This window comes from Rhodovulum visakhapatnamense, from assembly GCF_004365965.1.
GTDB lineage: Bacteria > Pseudomonadota > Alphaproteobacteria > Rhodobacterales > Rhodobacteraceae > Rhodovulum > Rhodovulum visakhapatnamense.
The window spans coordinates 73,856-90,812 of the sequence record NZ_SOEB01000007.1; the positions used below are offsets into that span (position 1 = coordinate 73,856).

17 protein-coding genes are annotated in these 16,957 nt (G+C 66.7%); 9 read left to right on the top strand and 8 right to left on the bottom strand.

The features are described 5' to 3' along the window. Positions 1–432 precede the first annotated feature (432 nt). From EV657_RS08280 to EV657_RS08295, 4 genes are all read left to right on the top strand, one after another. Positions 433–1,515, top strand: a complete 1,083-nt coding sequence (locus tag EV657_RS08280; RefSeq protein WP_134077609.1) for a TRAP transporter substrate-binding protein — start codon at positions 433–435, stop codon at positions 1,513–1,515. Positions 1,516–1,763: 248 nt separating this feature from the next. Further along, positions 1,764–2,846: a TRAP transporter substrate-binding protein gene (locus EV657_RS08285; RefSeq protein WP_075785666.1), complete on the top strand. Its 1,083-nt coding sequence runs from the start codon at positions 1,764–1,766 to the stop codon at positions 2,844–2,846. A 105-nt stretch (positions 2,847–2,951) separates the two neighbouring features. Then, positions 2,952–3,845 carry a TRAP transporter small permease subunit gene (locus EV657_RS08290; protein ID WP_075785667.1) on the top strand — a complete coding sequence of 298 codons (894 nt, stop codon included), beginning with the start codon at positions 2,952–2,954 and terminating at the stop codon, positions 3,843–3,845. Positions 3,846–3,862: 17 nt separating this feature from the next. Next, positions 3,863–6,214: a TRAP transporter large permease gene (locus tag EV657_RS08295; protein WP_134077610.1), complete on the top strand. Its 2,352-nt coding sequence runs from the start codon at positions 3,863–3,865 to the stop codon at positions 6,212–6,214. A gap of 100 nt (positions 6,215–6,314) precedes the next feature. Here EV657_RS08295 and EV657_RS08300 read toward each other — a convergent pair whose 3' ends face one another. The 3 genes from EV657_RS08300 to EV657_RS08310 all read right to left on the bottom strand — a co-directional run bounded on the left by EV657_RS08300 (position 6,315) and on the right by EV657_RS08310 (position 9,258). After that, the gene (locus EV657_RS08300; protein WP_075785669.1) at positions 6,315–7,151 is read right to left on the bottom strand and encodes an arginyltransferase; all 837 of its coding nucleotides are present in this window, start codon (positions 7,149–7,151) and stop codon (positions 6,315–6,317) included. A 68-nt stretch (positions 7,152–7,219) separates the two neighbouring features. After that, positions 7,220–7,699 carry an RDD family protein gene (locus EV657_RS08305; protein ID WP_237400478.1) on the bottom strand — a complete coding sequence of 160 codons (480 nt, stop codon included), beginning with the start codon at positions 7,697–7,699 and terminating at the stop codon, positions 7,220–7,222. Between the two features lie 59 nt (positions 7,700–7,758). Beyond that, complete coding sequence (locus tag EV657_RS08310; protein ID WP_134077611.1) at positions 7,759–9,258, bottom strand: CoA-acylating methylmalonate-semialdehyde dehydrogenase; 1,500 nt, start codon at positions 9,256–9,258, stop codon at positions 7,759–7,761. Between the two features lie 104 nt (positions 9,259–9,362). On the opposite strand from EV657_RS08310, the gene EV657_RS08315 reads away from it, so the two are divergent. The 5 genes from EV657_RS08315 (at position 9,363) to EV657_RS08335 (ending at position 12,535) form a co-directional block, all read left to right on the top strand. After that, positions 9,363–10,253, top strand: a complete 891-nt coding sequence (locus EV657_RS08315) for a LysR family transcriptional regulator (protein ID WP_075785671.1) — start codon at positions 9,363–9,365, stop codon at positions 10,251–10,253. 61 nt (positions 10,254–10,314) lie between these two features. After that, complete coding sequence (locus EV657_RS08320) at positions 10,315–10,749, top strand: CBS domain-containing protein (protein WP_075785672.1); 435 nt, start codon at positions 10,315–10,317, stop codon at positions 10,747–10,749. Positions 10,750–10,849: 100 nt separating this feature from the next. Beyond that, positions 10,850–11,341, top strand: coding sequence for a pantetheine-phosphate adenylyltransferase (gene coaD / locus EV657_RS08325; RefSeq protein ID WP_075785673.1), 492 nt, complete (start codon positions 10,850–10,852; stop codon positions 11,339–11,341). Positions 11,342–11,652: 311 nt separating this feature from the next. Further along, positions 11,653–12,144 carry a hypothetical protein gene (locus tag EV657_RS08330; RefSeq protein WP_113668531.1) on the top strand — a complete coding sequence of 164 codons (492 nt, stop codon included), beginning with the start codon at positions 11,653–11,655 and terminating at the stop codon, positions 12,142–12,144. Further along, the gene (locus EV657_RS08335) at positions 12,137–12,535 is read left to right on the top strand and encodes a cell division protein ZapA (protein WP_075785675.1); all 399 of its coding nucleotides are present in this window, start codon (positions 12,137–12,139) and stop codon (positions 12,533–12,535) included. The genes EV657_RS08330 and EV657_RS08335 overlap by 8 nt, the downstream gene beginning before the upstream one ends. A 60-nt stretch (positions 12,536–12,595) precedes the next feature. Here EV657_RS08335 and EV657_RS08340 read toward each other — a convergent pair whose 3' ends face one another. The 5 genes from EV657_RS08340 to purL form a co-directional block, all read right to left on the bottom strand. After that, entirely contained in the window at positions 12,596–13,111 is a 516-nt protein-coding gene (locus EV657_RS08340) for a hypothetical protein (protein ID WP_075785676.1), read from the bottom strand. A 10-nt stretch (positions 13,112–13,121) separates the two neighbouring features. Then, positions 13,122–13,484, bottom strand: coding sequence for a Grx4 family monothiol glutaredoxin (gene grxD, locus EV657_RS08345; protein WP_075785677.1), 363 nt, complete (start codon positions 13,482–13,484; stop codon positions 13,122–13,124). Positions 13,485–13,589: 105 nt separating this feature from the next. Continuing rightward, entirely contained in the window at positions 13,590–13,832 is a 243-nt protein-coding gene (locus EV657_RS08350; RefSeq protein WP_113668532.1) for a BolA/IbaG family iron-sulfur metabolism protein, read from the bottom strand. Between the two features lie 64 nt (positions 13,833–13,896). Beyond that, entirely contained in the window at positions 13,897–14,403 is a 507-nt protein-coding gene (locus tag EV657_RS08355; RefSeq protein ID WP_134077612.1) for a GNAT family N-acetyltransferase, read from the bottom strand. A gap of 88 nt (positions 14,404–14,491) precedes the next feature. Continuing rightward, positions 14,492–16,651, bottom strand: coding sequence for a phosphoribosylformylglycinamidine synthase subunit PurL (gene purL, locus EV657_RS08360; protein ID WP_075785680.1), 2,160 nt, complete (start codon positions 16,649–16,651; stop codon positions 14,492–14,494). Between the last annotated feature and the right edge of the window lie 306 nt (positions 16,652–16,957).

Below are 16,957 nucleotides of genomic sequence, written 5' to 3' on the forward strand. Positions count from 1 at the left end.
TTTTGCGCATAAAAAAGCCCCCGTGAAGCGGGGGCGCATGGGAAGGACCCTGGGTCCGCCGTTACCGGCCCATGCGCCTGTCTTCCGTAATTACGAGTACGAGGGTCATTGCCGCGGGACTCCTTTGGCGTTGCGTGCGCGGGACATTAGGAGCCTGCCCGGAAGGGGTCAACCGCAAAAATCGTGAAGAATAGTTCCCTGCGGCAATGAATCCTTTGCGTTTGTTGCGCGTCAGCGGGGGTCTTGCGAACAAGTGCGAAATGCGGGTTGTTCTGGGCGCAGGTCCGGCATGCGGAATAAGCAAGGCGGGGCGGCTGGCCGGGGCCGCGCGGGGCGGCTAGGGTCGCGCCCGTTTTGCGCAGCACGCAGGCTCCGGCCGGTCCGAGCGACGACCGACCCGGGGCAGCGGACCCAAGAAAAGGACATCTGCCCATGGATCGCCGCTCTTTCCTGAAGACCTCCGCCCTTGGCGGCTCGGCCGCCGCGGCCACGACGCTGGCCGCCCCCGCCCTGGCCCAGGGGGTGCGGACGCTGACCATGGTCACCTCCTGGCCGAACGGCATGGCCGGGGTCCACGATTCCGCAACCTTCTGCAAGAACCGGATCGAGGCGCTGAGCGACGGTCAGATCAAGGTCGAGATCAAGGCCGCGGGCGAACTGGTGGGCGCGTTCGAGGTATTCGACGCGGTCAGCTCGGGGCAGGCCGACATGTACCATTCGTCGGACTATTACTTCGTCAACCAGCACCCGGCCTTCGCCTTCTTCTCGACCGTGCCCTTCGGGATGACCGCGCAGGAACAGATCAACTGGTATTATCACGGCGAGGGCGCGGCCTTCCATGACGAGCTGGGCGAGATCTTCGGGCTGAAGATGTTCCTCGTCGGCAATACCGGCGCCCAGTCGGGCGGATGGTTCCGCAAGGAGATCAACACGCCCGAGGACTTCCAGGGGCTCAAGTTCCGCATGCCGGGGCTGGGTGGCGTCGCCATGGGCAAGCTGGGTGTCTCGGTCCAGAACATCCCCGGCGGCGAGGTCTATCAGGCGCTCTCGACCGGCGCGCTCGACGGCACCGAATGGGTCGGTCCCTGGGCCGACGAGAAGGCGGGCTTCTACGAGATCACCAAGATCTATTACACCGCCGGCTTCCACGAACCGGGCGCGGGGCTCAGCCTGGCGCTGAACCGCGATCTCTTCGACAGCCTGACGCCGTTCCTGCAGCAGGTCATGGAAAGTGCCGCGGCCGAGTGCAACCAGTGGACGCTGGCGATGTTCCTGTCGCAGAACAGTGCGGCGCTGTCGCGGCTGGCCTCGGAAGGGGTGCGGATCATGTCCTTCCCCGATCCGGTCTGGGATGCCTTCGGCAGGGCCGCGCAGGAGGCGCTGGAAGAGAACCGCGATGGCGACATCTACGACCGGATGCTGGACAGCTACATGGCCTCGATGCGGACCTCGTCGAGCTGGCTGCAGGCTTCCGAGGGCACCTATCGGGCCCAACGCGACCGCGTGATCGGCTGACCCGGCCAGGGCGGCCTCCGGTCCCTTCGGGCCGGGGGCGCCGAATCGAGACAGGCGCCGGACGGGGGCCGGCCAGCCGCCCGGTGCTTTTGCACAACTTTCGGGCGGATTGGCTGGCGTATCTGCAAGGAAAGTTCGGGCCTCGTCCTTTCTTGCTATTTATCTGACCTGACCCTCCCGCTAGATTGCCCGCACTAAAACGATCCGCCCGTCGAGGAGGCGGGCATGAAACCGGGAGGAGAGAGACCATGGATCGACGTTCATTTCTGCGCAGGTCCGCGCTGGGAGGCTCGGCCGCGGCGGCCACAGCGCTGGCCGCGCCCGCCTATGCCCAGGGCAAGCGCACGCTGACGCTGGTCACCACCTGGGGGCGGGGGCTCGCGGGCGTGCATGACGCCGCGCAGTATTGCGCCGACCAGATCACCGCCGTCACCGACGGCCAGCTGACCGTCGATCTGAAGGCCGCAGGCGAGCTTGTCGGCGCCTTCGAGGTGTTCGACGCGGTCACCTCGGGTCAGGCCGACATGTATCACGGGGTCGACTATTATTTCGTCGGCCAGCATCCGGGCTATCAGTTCTTCGCCTCGCTGCCCTTCGGCATGACCGCACAGGAACTGCACAACTGGTACTATCACTCGGGCGGGCACGAGCTGCACAACGAGCTGGGCCAGATCTTCGGACTGAAAAGCTTCCTTGCGGGCAATACCGGGCCGCAATCGGGCGGCTGGTTCCGCAGGGAAATCAAGAGCCCCGAGGACTTCAAGGGCCTGAAGTTCCGGATGCCGGGGCAGGGCGGCGAGATCCTCGGCAAGCTCGGGGCCTCGGTGCAGAACCTGCCCGGGTCCGAGGTCTATCAGGCACTGTCTTCGGGGGCCATCGACGGCACCGAATGGATCGGTCCCTGGGCCGACGAGAAGGCGGGCTTCCAGGAGATCACCAAGATCTACTACACCGCCGGCTTCCATGAACCCGGTCCGGGCCTGTCGCTGGCCATGAACCTCGAGGTCTTCGAAAGCCTGACGCCGTCGCAGCAGGCGGCGGTGCAGCAGGTGACCGCCTCGGCCAACCAGTGGGCGCTGTCGCTGTTCATGAAGAACAACGCCTCGGCGCTGCGGCGGCTGCAGGCGGGCGGCGTGCAGGTGCGCGAATTCAGCGACGATGTGTGGGACGCCTTCGGCGCCGCTGCGCAAGAGGTCTTTGCCCAGTACATGGGCGACGAACTCTACAAGAAGATCTACGACAGCTACGTCGCCTCGATGCGCGATTCCGCTGCCTGGATCGAGATATCGGAGGGGGTCTTCACCCGCCAGCGGAACCGCGTTCTGGGCTGAGCCCGGCCGCGCCCGTACCATCTGGCGCCCCGGCCCGGACCAAGGGCCGGGGCGTCCATGCTTCACCGATCCCGCCGCGACAGGCGGGGCAAACGGGAGAACCGGATGCTCGACGGCATTCTGTGGGTCTGCAAGAACATCCTGCTGGCCTTCTACAATTTCGGCTATGCCGTGTCCCATCCGGGGCTCTGGCTCGACTGGTCCGACAAGCAGGCGATCATGCGGGTCGTCTATTACGGCGGCTCGGTCGAGTTCTTCTTCGTGGTCTTCACCGCCTTCCTGGTGCTGACCGCCGTCGGGATCTGGCGGCGGCAGGTCATGTGGGGCGCGGTCCGGCTGCTGGAGGGGCTGGCCAACGGCATCGGCCGCGCCGTCGCCTGGTTCGGGCTCTTGATGGTGCTGCAGCAGATCATGATCGTCTTCCTGCAGCGGGTCTTCCGGGTCTCGGAAATCGGCGTCGGGCCGTTCGGCTATACCTTCACCAAGGACCTGTCCTGGTGGTCGGAGGAACTGAAGCTCTACAACGCCGCCATCGTGGCGCTGTGCGCGACCTACACCTTCGTGCAGGCGGGGCATGTGCGGGTCGATCTGGTCTATTCGGCGGTGGGCTTCCGCGCCAAGCGGGCGATCGACATGGCGGGGTCGCTTCTGTTCATGATGCCGGTCGCGGTGCTGGTCTGGATGTATTCCTGGTTCTTCATGTGGCGGCATCTGATCACGCCCAAGCCCTCGGCCTCGGACACGATCGAGCGGCTTCTGATGAAGGCCCGCGCGGTGCGCTGGAATGTCGAGACCATCGGGTTCTCGCCCAACGGTTTCAACGGGTACTTCCTGTTCAAGGTGCTTCTGGTGGCCTTTACCGGCCTCGTGTTCCTGCAGGCCATCGCGTTCTTCTACCGGTCCTTCCTCGAATTCGTGGAAGGCGAGGAGAGCGCCGGAAAATATCTCGACCGGGACAGCCTTGGCGCCGGCGAAGAAGCCTATGAAGGCACGCATTAAAGGGGCAGGGCAGGCATATGCTATTCGGACTTGATGGCGTCGAGATCGGCCTGATCATCGTCATTCTCTGCCTCTTCGGGGGCATCCTGTCGGGCTTTCCGGTGGCCTTCGCCATCGGCGGCGCGGCGGTCATCTCCTTCGGGATCATCGCGGCGCTGGACAGCGCGGGCATTCTGGTGGCGCAGGCCATCGATACCGGCAGCGCGGCCTATGACGCGCTGCTGGCCCAGGGCATCCACCCCGACGCGATTTCGCATTTCCGCTATCCCGACCTGCCCACCGTCACCACGGCGCTGTTCCCGCAGGGCTGGGAGACGGCGATGGACCGCAATATCAGCTTCATCGTCAACCGGATGAACGAACGGGTCTTTGCCGGGCAGTCGATCGAGACGCTGCTGGCGGTTCTGATGTTCGTGCTGATGGGGATCACGCTGGAACGCTCGAAGATCGCCAACGACCTGCTGACCACCATGGCGCGGGTGTTCGGGCCGATGCCGGGCGGGCTGGCGGTCTCTGTGGTGGTGGTCGGCGCCTTCCTCGCTGCCTCGACCGGCATTGTCGGCGCGACCGTGGTGACGATGGGCCTGTTGTCGCTGCCGACCATGCTGCGCAACAAGTATTCGCCCGAGCTGGCGACCGGCGTCATCGCGGCCAGCGGCACGCTGGGGCAGATCATCCCGCCCTCGATCATCATCGTGCTTCTGGGCACGCTGGCGGGCGATATCTATGCCACCGCGCAGGAAACCCGGGCCCAGCTTGCGGGCTGTCCCGATGCGCTGACCTATCTGGGGCAGGCGGCGGTGGTCTCGGTCGGCACGCTGTTCCAGGCCGCGATCCTGCCGGGGGTGCTGCTGGCGCTGCTTTATGCGGCCTATGCCTTCGGCTATGCGCTTCTGAACCCCGACAAGGCGCCGCCGGTGATCGAGGCCGGGGCGCGGCGCGGCCGCAAGGGCTCGGCGCTGACCTGGTTTCTGGCCGCCCCCGCCGGGGTGATCGGGCTGGCGTTGCTGATGGAGGCGACCGGCATCGCCGGCAGCCAGGACGTCACCGTTTCGCGCTATTCCAACACGGCCGAATCCGCAAGCCTGCGGACCAACGTGCCCGATCAGTGCAAGGCCTCGATGATCGCGCTGCACGGCCAGTCGAAATGGGATCGCGCCGTTGCCCAGCAAGAAGAGATCGACGCAGGCAGCGGCCGGGTCGAGATGCATCAGCTGACCGATGACGAACTCGCCGCCGCGCGCGCCGCCAGGATTGCGGCGACGCCGCCGGTCTCGGGCGGGGTGCTGCTGGCCTTCACCTTCCTCGCGCTGGCGCTGGTCACGGCGCGGGGCGTGGTGCCGACAGCCCGGCCTGCGCCGCTGCTGATCGGCGGGGCGGGGATCGTTCTGGGTCTTCTGGTCGATGCGCTTTTCATCGGGCCGCTGGCCTCGCCCGGCACGGTGCTGCTGATGCTGGCACTGCCCGTCCTGATGGTGCTTTACGGCTGCCGCTATGCGGTGGCCTGCCTCTCGCGGTCGGACCTTCTGCGGGTGGTGTTCCCGCCGCTGGTGCTGATCGTGGCGGTGCTGGGCTCGATCCTTGGCGGTATCACCAACCCGACGCCCGCGGCGGCGCTGGGCGCGGGCGGGGCCTTGATGCTGGCCGCCTATCGCAAGCTGCAGGAAGAGCACCGGACCGGCAAGCTGATCCTCTGGGCCTCGTATGCCATCGTCATCATGCTGCTGGTCGGCACCAATTTCGATCTGAGGCTGGGGCGCGAGAGCGTGCCGGTCGAGGACTGGATCGCCTTCTTCGTGGCGCAGGGCACCTATCACTTCGCGATGTTTGGCATCCTTTATGCCTGCTGGGTGCTGTTGCGCTCGGGCGTTCTGCGGCCGGTGGTGCGCGAGACCGCCAAGGTGACCTCGATGGTCTTCACCATCCTGATTGGCTCGCAGCTGCTGAACCTCGTGGTGATCTCGTTCGGGGGCGAGCATTACATCCAGCAGTTCCTGCGCAGCTTCGACAACGAGTTCACGGTGTTCCTGCTGGTGATGCTGGTTCTGTTCGTCCTGGGCTTCGTGCTGGATTTCCTCGAGATCATCTACATCGTGATCCCGATTGTCGGGCCGGTTATCTATGGCGGCACTTTCGACCCGAAATGGGTGACGATCATGATCGCGGTGAACCTGCAGACCTCGTTCCTGACCCCGCCTTTCGGTTTCGCGCTGTTCTATCTGCGGGGCGTGGCGCCGAAGGAGGTCACGACCTGGCATATCTATCGGGGCGTCGCGCCTTTCGTAGTGATCCAGGTGATCGGGCTGGCGATCCTGTGGTTCCTGCCCGGGATCGTGACCATCGTGCCGAACCTCCTGCCAAACGGCTGATTTCGGGAGGTCCGTCCAAAGGAAAGCCCGCGCCACTGGCGCGGGCTTGTTCTTTTCTGTCGCCGGGCCGCGGGCGGCCCTGCTCCGGTCCCGGGCGCGATCAATCGCGGGTGGGGCGGCTGTCGGGCAGGTGGATCCGGGCGACCTGTTCGGCAATGGGCGCGACCGAAAGCGGGTGGGTTTCGGCGTGATGGTCCTCGGGCGTGCCGATATCCTGCCAGCGGTCGTTCTTGTAGATCTCGAGCGCCGAGAAATTCGCCTTGTAGCCCATCTTCGGGCTGCCCGGCACCCAATAGCCGAGATAGACGTAAGGCAGCCCGGCCTCGCGCGCGATCTCGATATGGTCGAGGATCACATGGGTCCCGACCGAGCGTTTGGTCCGCTCGGGCTCGTAGAAGGAATAGACCATCGACAGCCCGTCATCGAGGATGTCGGTCAGGCAGACCGCGACCAGCGGCCGGTGGCGCCCGCCATCGGATGGATCGGCGGTATATTCGACCACGCGCGAGCGGACCGGGGTTTCCTCGATCATCGCGGCGAATTCGAAGATGTCCATGTCGGCCATCCCGCCATCGGCATGGCGGCTGTCGAGATAGCGGCGGAAAAGCGTGTACTGCTCTTCGGTGGCCCAGGGCGAACTGGCCTGCCGCTTGAGATCGGCATTGCGGTTCTGGGCCTTGCGCTGGCTGCGGGTCGGCTGAAAGTCGGCCACCCGGATCCGGGCCGAGAGGCAGGCCGTGCAATCGGCGCAGGCCGGGCGGTACAGCACGTTCTGCGAGCGCCGGAAGCCCTGTTTCGACAATGAGTCGTTCAGCGTCTCGGCGGTGTCGCCCTGCAGCGCGGTGAACAGTTTCCGTTCCATCCGCCGGGGCAGATAGGGGCAGGGCTGGGGCGCCGTCACATAGAACTGTGGCGCAAGCGGAAGGGTGTGGCGCATCGTCGGGCAGTCATATCCTGGTTACGAATACGCTAACACTCGTCCCCCGAGGCGCCAAGGGATTGTTGCTACGGATTTGCAGGTCGGTTAATGGCGGCGGTTCCAAGGAGGAAATCAGGTAATCCCTGGGCACGTGCGCCGGTCAGCATCAGGATCACCGAGGCCAATTGCGGCAACAAAAAGGTGATACAGGCCGAATAGGCCAAAGTATGCAGGGCAGCCGTCGTCAGATCGAGTTTCTCGCCACGGGCATTGCGAATCTCTATCGCCATGATCCGCATCCCCCAGGTGGCCGAGCCGCGGGCCAGCGTGACGGTACGGTAGCCAAAGCCCACAAGGGTGAAGAAGAGCGGCAGGAAGAAGATCGCGGTGAAGGCGGTGAAGGGCAGCGCCAGCAGCGACAGGATCAGGATCAGGACCACGTCGATGACCCAGGCGGCCAGCCGCTTGGAGGGCACGTCGGCATAGAATTCGGGCTGGAGCACCGGGTCGGGCAGGCCCCAGAGGCGGTCGGCGGAGGGTTCGGTGCGGTCTGTCATCGCTGACATGTAGGAAGCCGGAGGGGCGCCGGGAAGAGGCGGCCCGCAGGCCGCCTCCTGATTGTGTCTCAGTCCATCTGCTTGAAGTGGAACTCGCCGCCTTCCTTCAGGCCGGAAGGCCAGCGCGCGGTCACGGTCTTCGTCCGGGTGTAGAAGCGGAAGGCGTCGGGCCCGTGCTGGTTCAGATCGCCAAAACCCGATTTCTTCCAGCCGCCGAAGGTGTGATAGGCCAGCGGCACCGGGATCGGGACGTTGATGCCCACCATCCCGATATTGATCCGGCTGGCAAAGTCGCGCGCGGTGTCGCCGTCGCGGGTGAAGATCGCGGTGCCGTTGCCGTATTCGTGGTCCATGGCATGGCCCAGCGCCTCTTCATAGGTCTTCGCCCGGACGGTCGAGAGCACGGGGCCGAAGATTTCGGTCCGGTAGATCTCCATGTCGGTGGTGACCCGGTCGAACAGCGTCGGGCCGACGAAGAAGCCCTTCTCGTAGCCCTGAAGCGAGAAGTTGCGGCCGTCGAGCACCAGCTCGGCGCCCTCTGCCACGCCCTTGTCGATCAGCCCCAGCACCCGGGCCTTGGCCTCGGCGGTGACGACCGGGCCGTAATCGACGTCATTGCCGGCGGTATAGGGGCCGACCTTCAGCTTTTCGATCCGCGGCACCAGCTTTTCGATCAGGCGGTCGGCGGTTTCCTCGCCCACCGGGACCGCGACCGAGATCGCCATGCAGCGTTCGCCCGCCGCGCCATAGCCCGCGCCCACCAGCGCGTCGGCCGCCTGGTCCATGTCGGCGTCGGGCATGACGATCATGTGGTTCTTGGCGCCGCCGAAGCATTGCACGCGCTTGCCGTTCGAACAGCCGCGCCCGTAGATGTATTCGGCAATCGGGGTCGAGCCGACGAAGCCGATGGCCTGGATCGCCGGGTTGTCGAGGATCGCGTCGACCGCCTCCTTGTCGCCGTTCACGACCTGCAGCACGCCGTCGGGCAGGCCCGCCTCCTGCAGCAGCTCTGCCAGCATCAGCGGCACCGAGGGGTCGCGTTCCGAGGGCTTGAGGATGAAGGCGTTGCCGCAGGCCAGCGCCGGGCCCATCTTCCACATCGGGATCATGGCGGGGAAGTTGAAGGGCGTGATGCCCGCAACCACGCCCAGCGGCTGGCGCATCGAATACATGTCGATGCCGGGACCGGCGCTGTCGGTGAACTCGCCCTTCAGAAGATGCGGCGCGCCGATGCAGAATTCGATGACCTCGAGCCCGCGCTGCACGTCGCCCTTGGCATCGGGCAGGGTCTTGCCATGCTCGGACGAAAGCGCCTCGGCCAGCTTGTCCATGTCGCGGTTCAGCAGGCGGACGAACTCCATCAGCACCCGGGCGCGGCGCTGCGGGTTGGTGGCGGCCCAGCCCGGCTGGGCTTCGGCGGCGGCGGCGATGGCGGCATCGACCTCGGCCTTCGAGGCCAGCGGCACGCGCGCCTGAACCTCGCCAAGCGCGGGGTTGTAGACATCGGCAAACCGGCCCGAGGTCCCGGCGGTGTGCTGGCCGTTCACGAAATGGGTGAGATCCTTCATGGCGTTCTCCCTGGGTTTTCTCGGGCGCGAGCTTAGTCTTGCAAATTTGTGCCGAAAAGCCGCAGATTGCCAAAAGCATTTTGCAGAAATGCAAGGATGGGCGGATGAACTGGGATGACTTGCGGCTGTTTCTGGCGGTGGCGCGGGCCGAAAGCCTGACCGGGGCGGGCAAGGTCTTGCGGCTTGATCCCGCGACGCTGGGCCGCCGCATCGCGCGGCTGGAAGAGGCGCTGGGCAGTGCGCTCTTCGCCCGCTCGCCCCGGGGCTACGGGCTGACCGAGGCGGGCGAACGGCTGATGGCGCGCGCGGTCCAGGCCGAACAGGCGCTGACCGAGGGCGTCGAGGAGGTGCGCGGGCAGGAGGGCCAGCTGACCGGCGCGGTCAGGATCGGGGCGCCGGACGGGGTCGCGAACTATCTGCTGCCGCAGGTGGCGGCGGCGATCTGCGACCGGCATCCGGGGCTCGAGGTGCAGATCGTGGCGCTGGCGCGGGTGTTCAATCTCAGCCGCCGCGAGGCCGACATGGCGATCGCCGTCAGCCCGCCCAAGACCGGGCGGCTGACGGTGCAGCGGATCGCCGATTATCAGCTGCATCTGGCCGCCCATCGCGACTATCTGGCGGCGCATCCGCCGATCCGCGATCTGGCCGATCTCGCCGGGCACCGGATCGTCGGCTACATCCCCGACATGATCTTCGACAGCGAGCTCGACTACCTGTCGGCCACCGGCGCCGAGCGGGTGGCGCTGGCCTCGAATTCGGTCTCGGTGCAGCTGAACTGGCTGCGGGCCGGGGCGGGGCTGGGCATCGTCCACGATTTCGCGATCCCGGCCGCGCCGGGGCTGGTCCGGGTGCTGACGGATCAGGTGGCGCTCAGGCGCAGTTTTTACCTTATCCGTCATGGCGACGACCGCAAGCTGGCGCGGCTGACCCGGTTCGCCGGGCTGCTTCTGGACGGGGTGCGCGCGGAATTGCTGCGCCTCGAAGGCTTGACTTGACAGAATGTCGCAGTCCGGGTGACGCTTGGTCAATGGACACCGTCATCCTGGGGAGGAGACAATGCAAGTTCATCAGATCCTGCGCGAGAAACTGGTGCCGGGGGTGGCGACGATCCCGCCCGAAACCTCGGTGGCCGACGCCGCGGCCGAGCTGTCGGCCCGGCGCATCGGGTCGCTCGTGGTCAGCGGCAGCGGCGAGCGCGTCGAGGGCATCGTCTCGGAACGCGACATCGTGCGCGAGTTGGGGCGGCGCGGCCCGAAATGCCTCAAGGACCCGGTGGCCGCGATCATGACCCGCCGCATCCAGTTCTGCGCACTGGAAGACAGCGCCGATACCGTGCTGGCGCGCATGACCGAGGGCCGGTTCCGGCACATGCCGGTCCTGGAAGACGGGCGGATGGTAGCGATCATCTCGATCGGCGACGTGGTCAAGGCGCGGATGTCGGAACTGGCGATGGAGAAGGCCGCGCTGGAAGGGATGATCATGGGCCACTAGGCCCGCGACGTTCGGAAATCGGTCGCCAAGCCCATGGTGTGCTTGCAAAATGGGCGTCAATATTGTTGCGTGCGCCGGGAAGGCTGCAGGAGATTTCCCGATGCGCATCGGTCTATATCCGGGGACGTTCGACCCGGTGACGCTTGGCCATATCGACATCATCACCCGGGCCTGCGCGCTGGTGGACCGGCTGGTGATCGGGGTCGCGATCAACCGCGACAAGGGTCCGCTCTTCCCGCTGGAAGAGCGTGTCGAGATGATCGAAAGCGAATGCGCCGCGCTGGGCGAGCGGTTCGGAACCGAGATCGTCGTCCATCCCTTCGAGAACCTGCTGATCGACTGTGCCCGCGATGTCGGCGCCTCGATGATCCTGCGCGGGCTGCGGGCGGTCGCTGATTTCGAGTACGAGTTCCAGATGGTCGGCATGAACCGCGCGCTCGATGCCAGCGTCGAGACGGTGTTCCTGATGGCCGATGCGCGGCGCCAGGCGATTGCCTCGAAGTTGGTCAAGGAGATCGCCCGGCTGGGCGGCGACGTGTCGAGCTTCGTGACGCCCGGGGTGCGTGACCGGCTGGTGGCGAAGTTCGTCTGACTCCCCGTCTTGGGGCCGCCGGTATCCCTGAGGAATGCCTTCGGCATGTCGGTTTTCCCAGGCGGCCCTGACGGGGCCGCAGATGTTTCCCTGGCGGCCCTGACCGGGCCGCAGATGGGTATTTTCGCCAAGAAGAAAACGGACGGGGAGCGGAGGGACCGCGCGTTCGACGGAACCGGGCGGGCTCGACCGTCGCCGCTGGGGGGCGCATTCCGTCCTGCGTTAAGCTACACTTTACGCAATGGCCCGCCATCGCGATTCGGAACGCGGCTGCGACGGGGCCCCAAAAAGACTGGCCGGAGAGCAGGCGGATGAGCGATATCGTGGAACTGGAGCGCCGGATCGTCGCGGCGCTGGACCGCATCGGGCGCGGGCTCGACGGGATGGGGCGGGGCGACGACCCCGACCGGCCCGACCCATCGGAACTGGAGGCGCTGCGCGAGGCGCTGGAGACCGAGCGCGGTGCGAATGCGCAATTGAACGAGCGGGTCAAGGCGCTTCATGACCGGCAGGAGACGCAGGTTGCACGGCTCGAGCAGCGGGTGGCCGATCTGGCCGCGCGGGCCGAGGCGGCGGAGACCGATGTCGACCGGCTTCGGGCTGTGAATGCCAAGCTGCGCGAAACCAGCGCGGCGCTGCGCGAGGCGAATGCCCAGGGGCTGGGCGACCCCGGCGCCATCGACGCGGCGATGCTGGCCGAGCTTGAGGCGCTGACCGCGCTGCGCGCCAGCGACCGGGCCGAGATCGACGCCATTCTGGCCGAACTGATGCCGGTGGCCGAAGGAGGGGCGGCGCATGCCTAATATCGAGATCGTGATCGGCGGACGCAGCTTCGATGTGGCCTGCCAACCCGGCGAGGAACCCTATCTGGCGGCTGCGGCCCGCATGCTCGATGCCGAGGCCTCGGTACTGTCGTCGCAGAACGGGCGGCTGCCGGAAACGCGGCTTTTGCTGATGTCGGGGCTGATGCTGGCCGACAAGACGGTGGGGCTTGAAGAACGCCTGAAGGGGCTTGAGGCGAAGCTTGCCGAGGCCTCGGCCCGGATCGAGGCGATGGAAACCGCGCCGCGCCCGGCGCCTGAGCGGGTCGAGGTTCCGGTCATTCCGCCATCGGTCGGCGAGACCCTGGCCGAAATCGCGGCGCGGGCCGAGGCGCTGGCGGCTCAGGTCGAGGATCGGGCAGCGGGGTCCTGACCGCCAGACCCGAACAGGGGCGCCCGGAACTCTCGACCGGCCGCCCTTTTCGATCGGGGATCACATCAGGGATTTGCGCCTGTTCAGGATGACCGAGATTTCCGACAGGATCCGGCCGATCCGTGAGGTCAGCGCTTCGCGGGGCCGGGCCGCCGTCGGGAAGAAGGACACCCGGCCATTGTCGAGGTCCTCGACGATGGCATCGAGCGCGAAGGCAAGCGGCAACAGGACGCTGCGAGCCACTGGCGCGCCCGGGGCAAAGCGCCTGCCGGGGGACGGGTCCGATACCTCGATCCGCGCGGTGCAGCGCGCGAGCCGCCGGGCCAGCGCTGCGGGCGCATCCGCCGGCAGCCGGCTGACCAGATCGGCCGCTTCGCCCGAGACGTCCAGCCCGCGCTCGAGCGCGAGCGTGGCGCCGACAGGCGCGGACAGGCGGATCTCGGACCGCCATTCGCCGTCGAGATTACGTTCGCGCAGCGCGACCGAACAGGCCAGCGGCCCCCGCAGATACCGCGCGATGCGCTTCGGCGGAAGGTGGTCGCCGGCCGGGCCGTACCACAGACGTGCCCGGATCATCGGGGCGGCCTCAGGCGTTGGCCGCGCGGATCTTGTCGGCCGCGTCCTTGGAATAGGCCACGCCCTTGTCCTCGAACAGCTTGTCGAGTTCGCCCGAGAGGGTCATTTCGGTGATGATGTCGCAACCGCCGACGAATTCGCCCTTGACGTAAAGCTGCGGGATGGTCGGCCAGTCCGAGAAGTCCTTGATGCCCTGGCGGATGTCCTCGTCGGCCAGCACGTTCACATCGGCATAGTCCACGCCCATGAAATTCAGAACGCCCGCGACCCGGCTGGAAAAGCCGCATTGCGGCGCGGATTTGGTGCCTTTCATGTAAAGCACCACGTCATTGTCGGAAATCGTCTGCTGGATGCGATCCTTGGCGTCGGTCATGGTCTGCGGTCCTGTCTGCGGGGCCGGGTCGAGCCCCTGGTGGGTCTGGTGCGAACCGGCACGGATGGGGCGGCATGACCCCTGCGCGCCGGGCGGCCCGTCCGGTCAGTCCGGGGCCTTTGTTGTGAGGGCCAGCGCGTGGAGCGCGCCGGTCGAGCCTTCCATCTGCGTTTTCAGCGCCGCATAGACGGCACGCTGCTGCTGCACACGGTTGAGGCCGCGAAAGCTCTCGTCGATCACCTCGGCGGCGTAGTGGTTTCCGTCCCCGGCAAGGTCGGTGATGGTGATCTTTGCGGCGGGAAACCTCTCGCGGATCAGGGTCTCGATTTCTTCGGGCGTGATCGCCATGGGCGGGCGTCCTTTCTGCTCTCCCCTGCAAGATGTAGAGGGGGGAACGGCTGGCTGCAAGCGGTCAGCCGCGCCACTCGTCGCGCAGCATCCCGAAGAGGAGGAGATCGGCGACATCGCCGGCCGGACGCCTCCAGTGACGGCGGAGCGTGCCCTCATGGCTGAAGCCCGCGGCCAGATAGACCCGGTGCGCCCGGTCGTTGTCGGAGGCCATGTCGAGCCAGATCCGGCTGGCGCCGAGCTTGGTGAAGGCGTGGCGGACAAGGGCGGCCAGAAAGGCGCGGCCGAGCCCCCGGCCGGTCTCGGCGAGTGCCAGGCGGCGCAGCTCGACCCGGCCCGAGGGATTGCCGATCTCGCAGAAGAGCGCAAAGCCCAGCGGGCGGCCCTCGGGGGACCAGATCACCAGTCGGCAGGCAGGATCGGCCAGATAGGCGGCCAGTGCCGTGTCGTCCTCGTCGATCACGAAGCGCGCCATGTCCGGGCGGCCCGCGACGGCGTGAAGGAACGGAAAATCCGCCGGTGAAGCCGGGCGGATCGCGGTGGCGGAAGAGGCGCGGTCGTGTGTCGTCACAGCCCGAGCCTAGCCGGACCTGCGCGCCCTGTCAGGACGGGGCACGCGGGTTCGTTGTCGCAGGTTCCGCTCATGCGCGGCCCGGGGGTTAGCCCAGGGCGGCGGCGAAGGCCGAGCGGTAAAGCGTCGTCAGATCGGCAAGCGGGGCCGACACCCCGCCGAAGCTGACCTGATCGCCGCCGAACCGGCCGACCGCAGTCAGCGGCACACCCGCCTTGGCCGCGGCGACCATCAGCGCCTCGGCGGCGTCGAACCCGGCCGCGACCAGATAGCGGGCCTGATCCTCGCCGAAGAGCGTGGGTGTGTCGGCCGCATCGAGGGTGACGCCGATCCCGCCCGCCTCGGCCAGCTCGAAGGCCGCGAGCGCGAGCCCGCCATCGGCCAGATCGGTCGCGGCGGCGATCAGCGCGCGGTTGGCGCGAAGGAAGTCGCCATTGCGCCGTTCGGCCTCCAGATCGACGCGGGGCGCGTCGCCATCCTCGCGGTTGAAGACCTCGTACAGCAGCGCCGACTGGCCCAGATGGCCCGCCGTCTCGCCGATCAGAAGCGCCAGATGGCCTTCGGCGGGAACGCCCGCGATCAGCTCGTCGAGGGTTTCGAGCAGACCCACCGCGCCGATGGTCGGCGTCGGCAGGATCGGGACGCCGTCGGTTTCGTTGTAAAGCGAGACGTTGCCCGACACGATGGGCATATCGAGCGCCAGGCAGGCCTCGCCGATGCCTTTGATCGCGCCGACGAACTGCCCCATGATCTCGGGCTTTTCGGGGTTGCCGAAATTCATGTTGTCGGTCGTCGCGAGCGGCCGGGCCCCGACGGCCGAGAGGTTGCGGAACGCCTCGGCCACCGCCTGCTTGCCGCCCTCGACGGGGTTCGCGCGCACATAGCGGGGCGTCACGTCCGAGGTGAAGGCCAGCGCCTTTTCGGTCCCATGGACGCGAATGACACCTGCACCAAGGCCCGGGCGGATCACCGTGTCGGCCATCACCTGGGTGTCGTATTGTTCATAGACCCAGTGGCGCGAACAGTAGTTGACCGACGAAATCAGCGCCTTCAGCCCGTCGATCGGGTCGATGCCGGGCACGTCGTCCATGGGGGCGGCCGGGGGCGTCTCGACCCAGGGGCGGTCGTATTCGGGGGCATTGCCCGACAGCGCCTTCAAAGGCAGGTCGGCCCGCACCTCGCCGCCATGCACGATCAGGAAGCGGTCTTCGGGGATCGTTTCGCCGACGATGGCGAAGTCCAGATCCCACTTGTCGAAGATCGCCTTGGCCTCGGCCTCCTTCTCGGGGCGCAGCACCATCAGCATCCGTTCCTGGGATTCTGACAGCATCATCTCATAGGCGGTCATGCGCGCTTCGCGGCAGGGCACACGGTCCAGATCGAGCCGGATGCCCAGATCGCCCTTGTCGCCCATCTCGACCGCCGAACAGGTCAGGCCCGCGGCCCCCATGTCCTGGATCGAAATCACCGCGCCCGAGGCCATCAGTTCCAGACAGGCCTCCATCAGGCGCTTTTCGGTGAAGGGATCGCCAACCTGGACGGTCGGACGTTTTTCCTCGATGCCCTCGTCGAACTCGGCCGAGGCCATGGTCGCGCCGCCGACGCCGTCGCGGCCGGTCTTGGCACCCAGATAGACGACGGGCATGCCGACGCCGGAGGCGGCCGAGTAGAAGATCTTGTCGGCATCGGCCAGACCCGCCGCGAAGGCATTCACCAGGCAGTTGCCGTTATAGGCGGTGTGGAAGCGGACCTCGCCGCCCACGGTGGGGACGCCGAAGCAGTTGCCATAGCCGCCGACGCCCTCGATCACGCCATGGACGACCTGGCGGGTCTTGGGGTGGCTCACCTCGCCGAAGCTGAGCGCGTTCATCGCCGCAATGGGCCGCGCGCCCATGGTGAAGACGTCGCGCAGGATGCCGCCCACGCCCGTGGCCGCGCCCTGATAGGGCTCGATATAGGAGGGGTGGTTGTGGCTTTCCATCTTGAAGATGACGGCCTGCCCGTCGCCGATATCGACGACGCCTGCATTCTCGCCGGGGCCGCAGATGACCTGCGGGCCGGTTGTGGGCAGGGTGCGCAGCCATTTCTTCGAGGACTTGTAGGAACAGTGCTCGTTCCACATGGCCGAGAAGATGCCGAGTTCGGTGAAGGTCGGCGCCCGGTTCAGCAACTGCAGGATGCGGGCGTATTCGTCCGGCTTTATCCCGTGTGCGGCGATGAGATCCTCGGTGATCTGCGGCTCGTCCATGGCGGTCGTCTTCCCCTCGGGCAGTTTGGCGTCGTCCTACGACAGGAGCGCGGTCGGGGGAAGGGGGCGCATGGCGGAAGGCGGCGCGGACCGGCGCCGGAAGGCGGGTCGATGGACGATTCGGGGCGCGGGAGGGCCGGAAAGCGATCTTGCCGTCGGTTCTGCGTTCACATCTTGGTGAAATTTCATGCGGACGCTACGGAAGCTTGCGCGAAATTCCGACAACCCTGCGCCGCGCGCAAAAAAAGGCCGAGCATAAGCTCGGCCCAAGTCCAACAGGGAGGTAAAGACGAAAGCGCTACTTCC

Excerpts from the sequence above, each read along its gene's own strand:
- purL (WP_075785680.1), bottom strand. The coding sequence starts at position 16,651 with ATGGACGAGCCGCAGATCACCGAGGATCTCATCGCCGCACACGGGATA.
- EV657_RS08285 (WP_075785666.1), top strand. The coding sequence starts at position 1,764 with ATGGATCGACGTTCATTTCTGCGCAGGTCCGCGCTGGGAGGCTCGGCC.
- EV657_RS08290 (WP_075785667.1), top strand. The coding sequence starts at position 2,952 with ATGCTCGACGGCATTCTGTGGGTCTGCAAGAACATCCTGCTGGCCTTC.
- EV657_RS08300 (WP_075785669.1), bottom strand. The coding sequence starts at position 7,151 with ATGCGCCACACCCTTCCGCTTGCGCCACAGTTCTATGTGACGGCGCCC.
- EV657_RS08315 (WP_075785671.1), top strand. The coding sequence starts at position 9,363 with ATGAACTGGGATGACTTGCGGCTGTTTCTGGCGGTGGCGCGGGCCGAA.
- coaD (WP_075785673.1), top strand. The coding sequence starts at position 10,850 with ATGCGCATCGGTCTATATCCGGGGACGTTCGACCCGGTGACGCTTGGC.
- EV657_RS08350 (WP_113668532.1), bottom strand. The coding sequence starts at position 13,832 with ATGGCGATCACGCCCGAAGAAATCGAGACCCTGATCCGCGAGAGGTTT.
- EV657_RS08335 (WP_075785675.1), top strand. The coding sequence starts at position 12,137 with ATGCCTAATATCGAGATCGTGATCGGCGGACGCAGCTTCGATGTGGCC.
- grxD (WP_075785677.1), bottom strand. The coding sequence starts at position 13,484 with ATGACCGACGCCAAGGATCGCATCCAGCAGACGATTTCCGACAATGAC.
- EV657_RS08295 (WP_134077610.1), top strand. The coding sequence starts at position 3,863 with ATGCTATTCGGACTTGATGGCGTCGAGATCGGCCTGATCATCGTCATT.
- EV657_RS08340 (WP_075785676.1), bottom strand. The coding sequence starts at position 13,111 with ATGATCCGGGCACGTCTGTGGTACGGCCCGGCCGGCGACCACCTTCCG.
- EV657_RS08280 (WP_134077609.1), top strand. The coding sequence starts at position 433 with ATGGATCGCCGCTCTTTCCTGAAGACCTCCGCCCTTGGCGGCTCGGCC.
- EV657_RS08310 (WP_134077611.1), bottom strand. The coding sequence starts at position 9,258 with ATGAAGGATCTCACCCATTTCGTGAACGGCCAGCACACCGCCGGGACC.
- EV657_RS08320 (WP_075785672.1), top strand. The coding sequence starts at position 10,315 with ATGCAAGTTCATCAGATCCTGCGCGAGAAACTGGTGCCGGGGGTGGCG.
- EV657_RS08305 (WP_237400478.1), bottom strand. The coding sequence starts at position 7,699 with ATGTCAGCGATGACAGACCGCACCGAACCCTCCGCCGACCGCCTCTGG.
- EV657_RS08330 (WP_113668531.1), top strand. The coding sequence starts at position 11,653 with ATGAGCGATATCGTGGAACTGGAGCGCCGGATCGTCGCGGCGCTGGAC.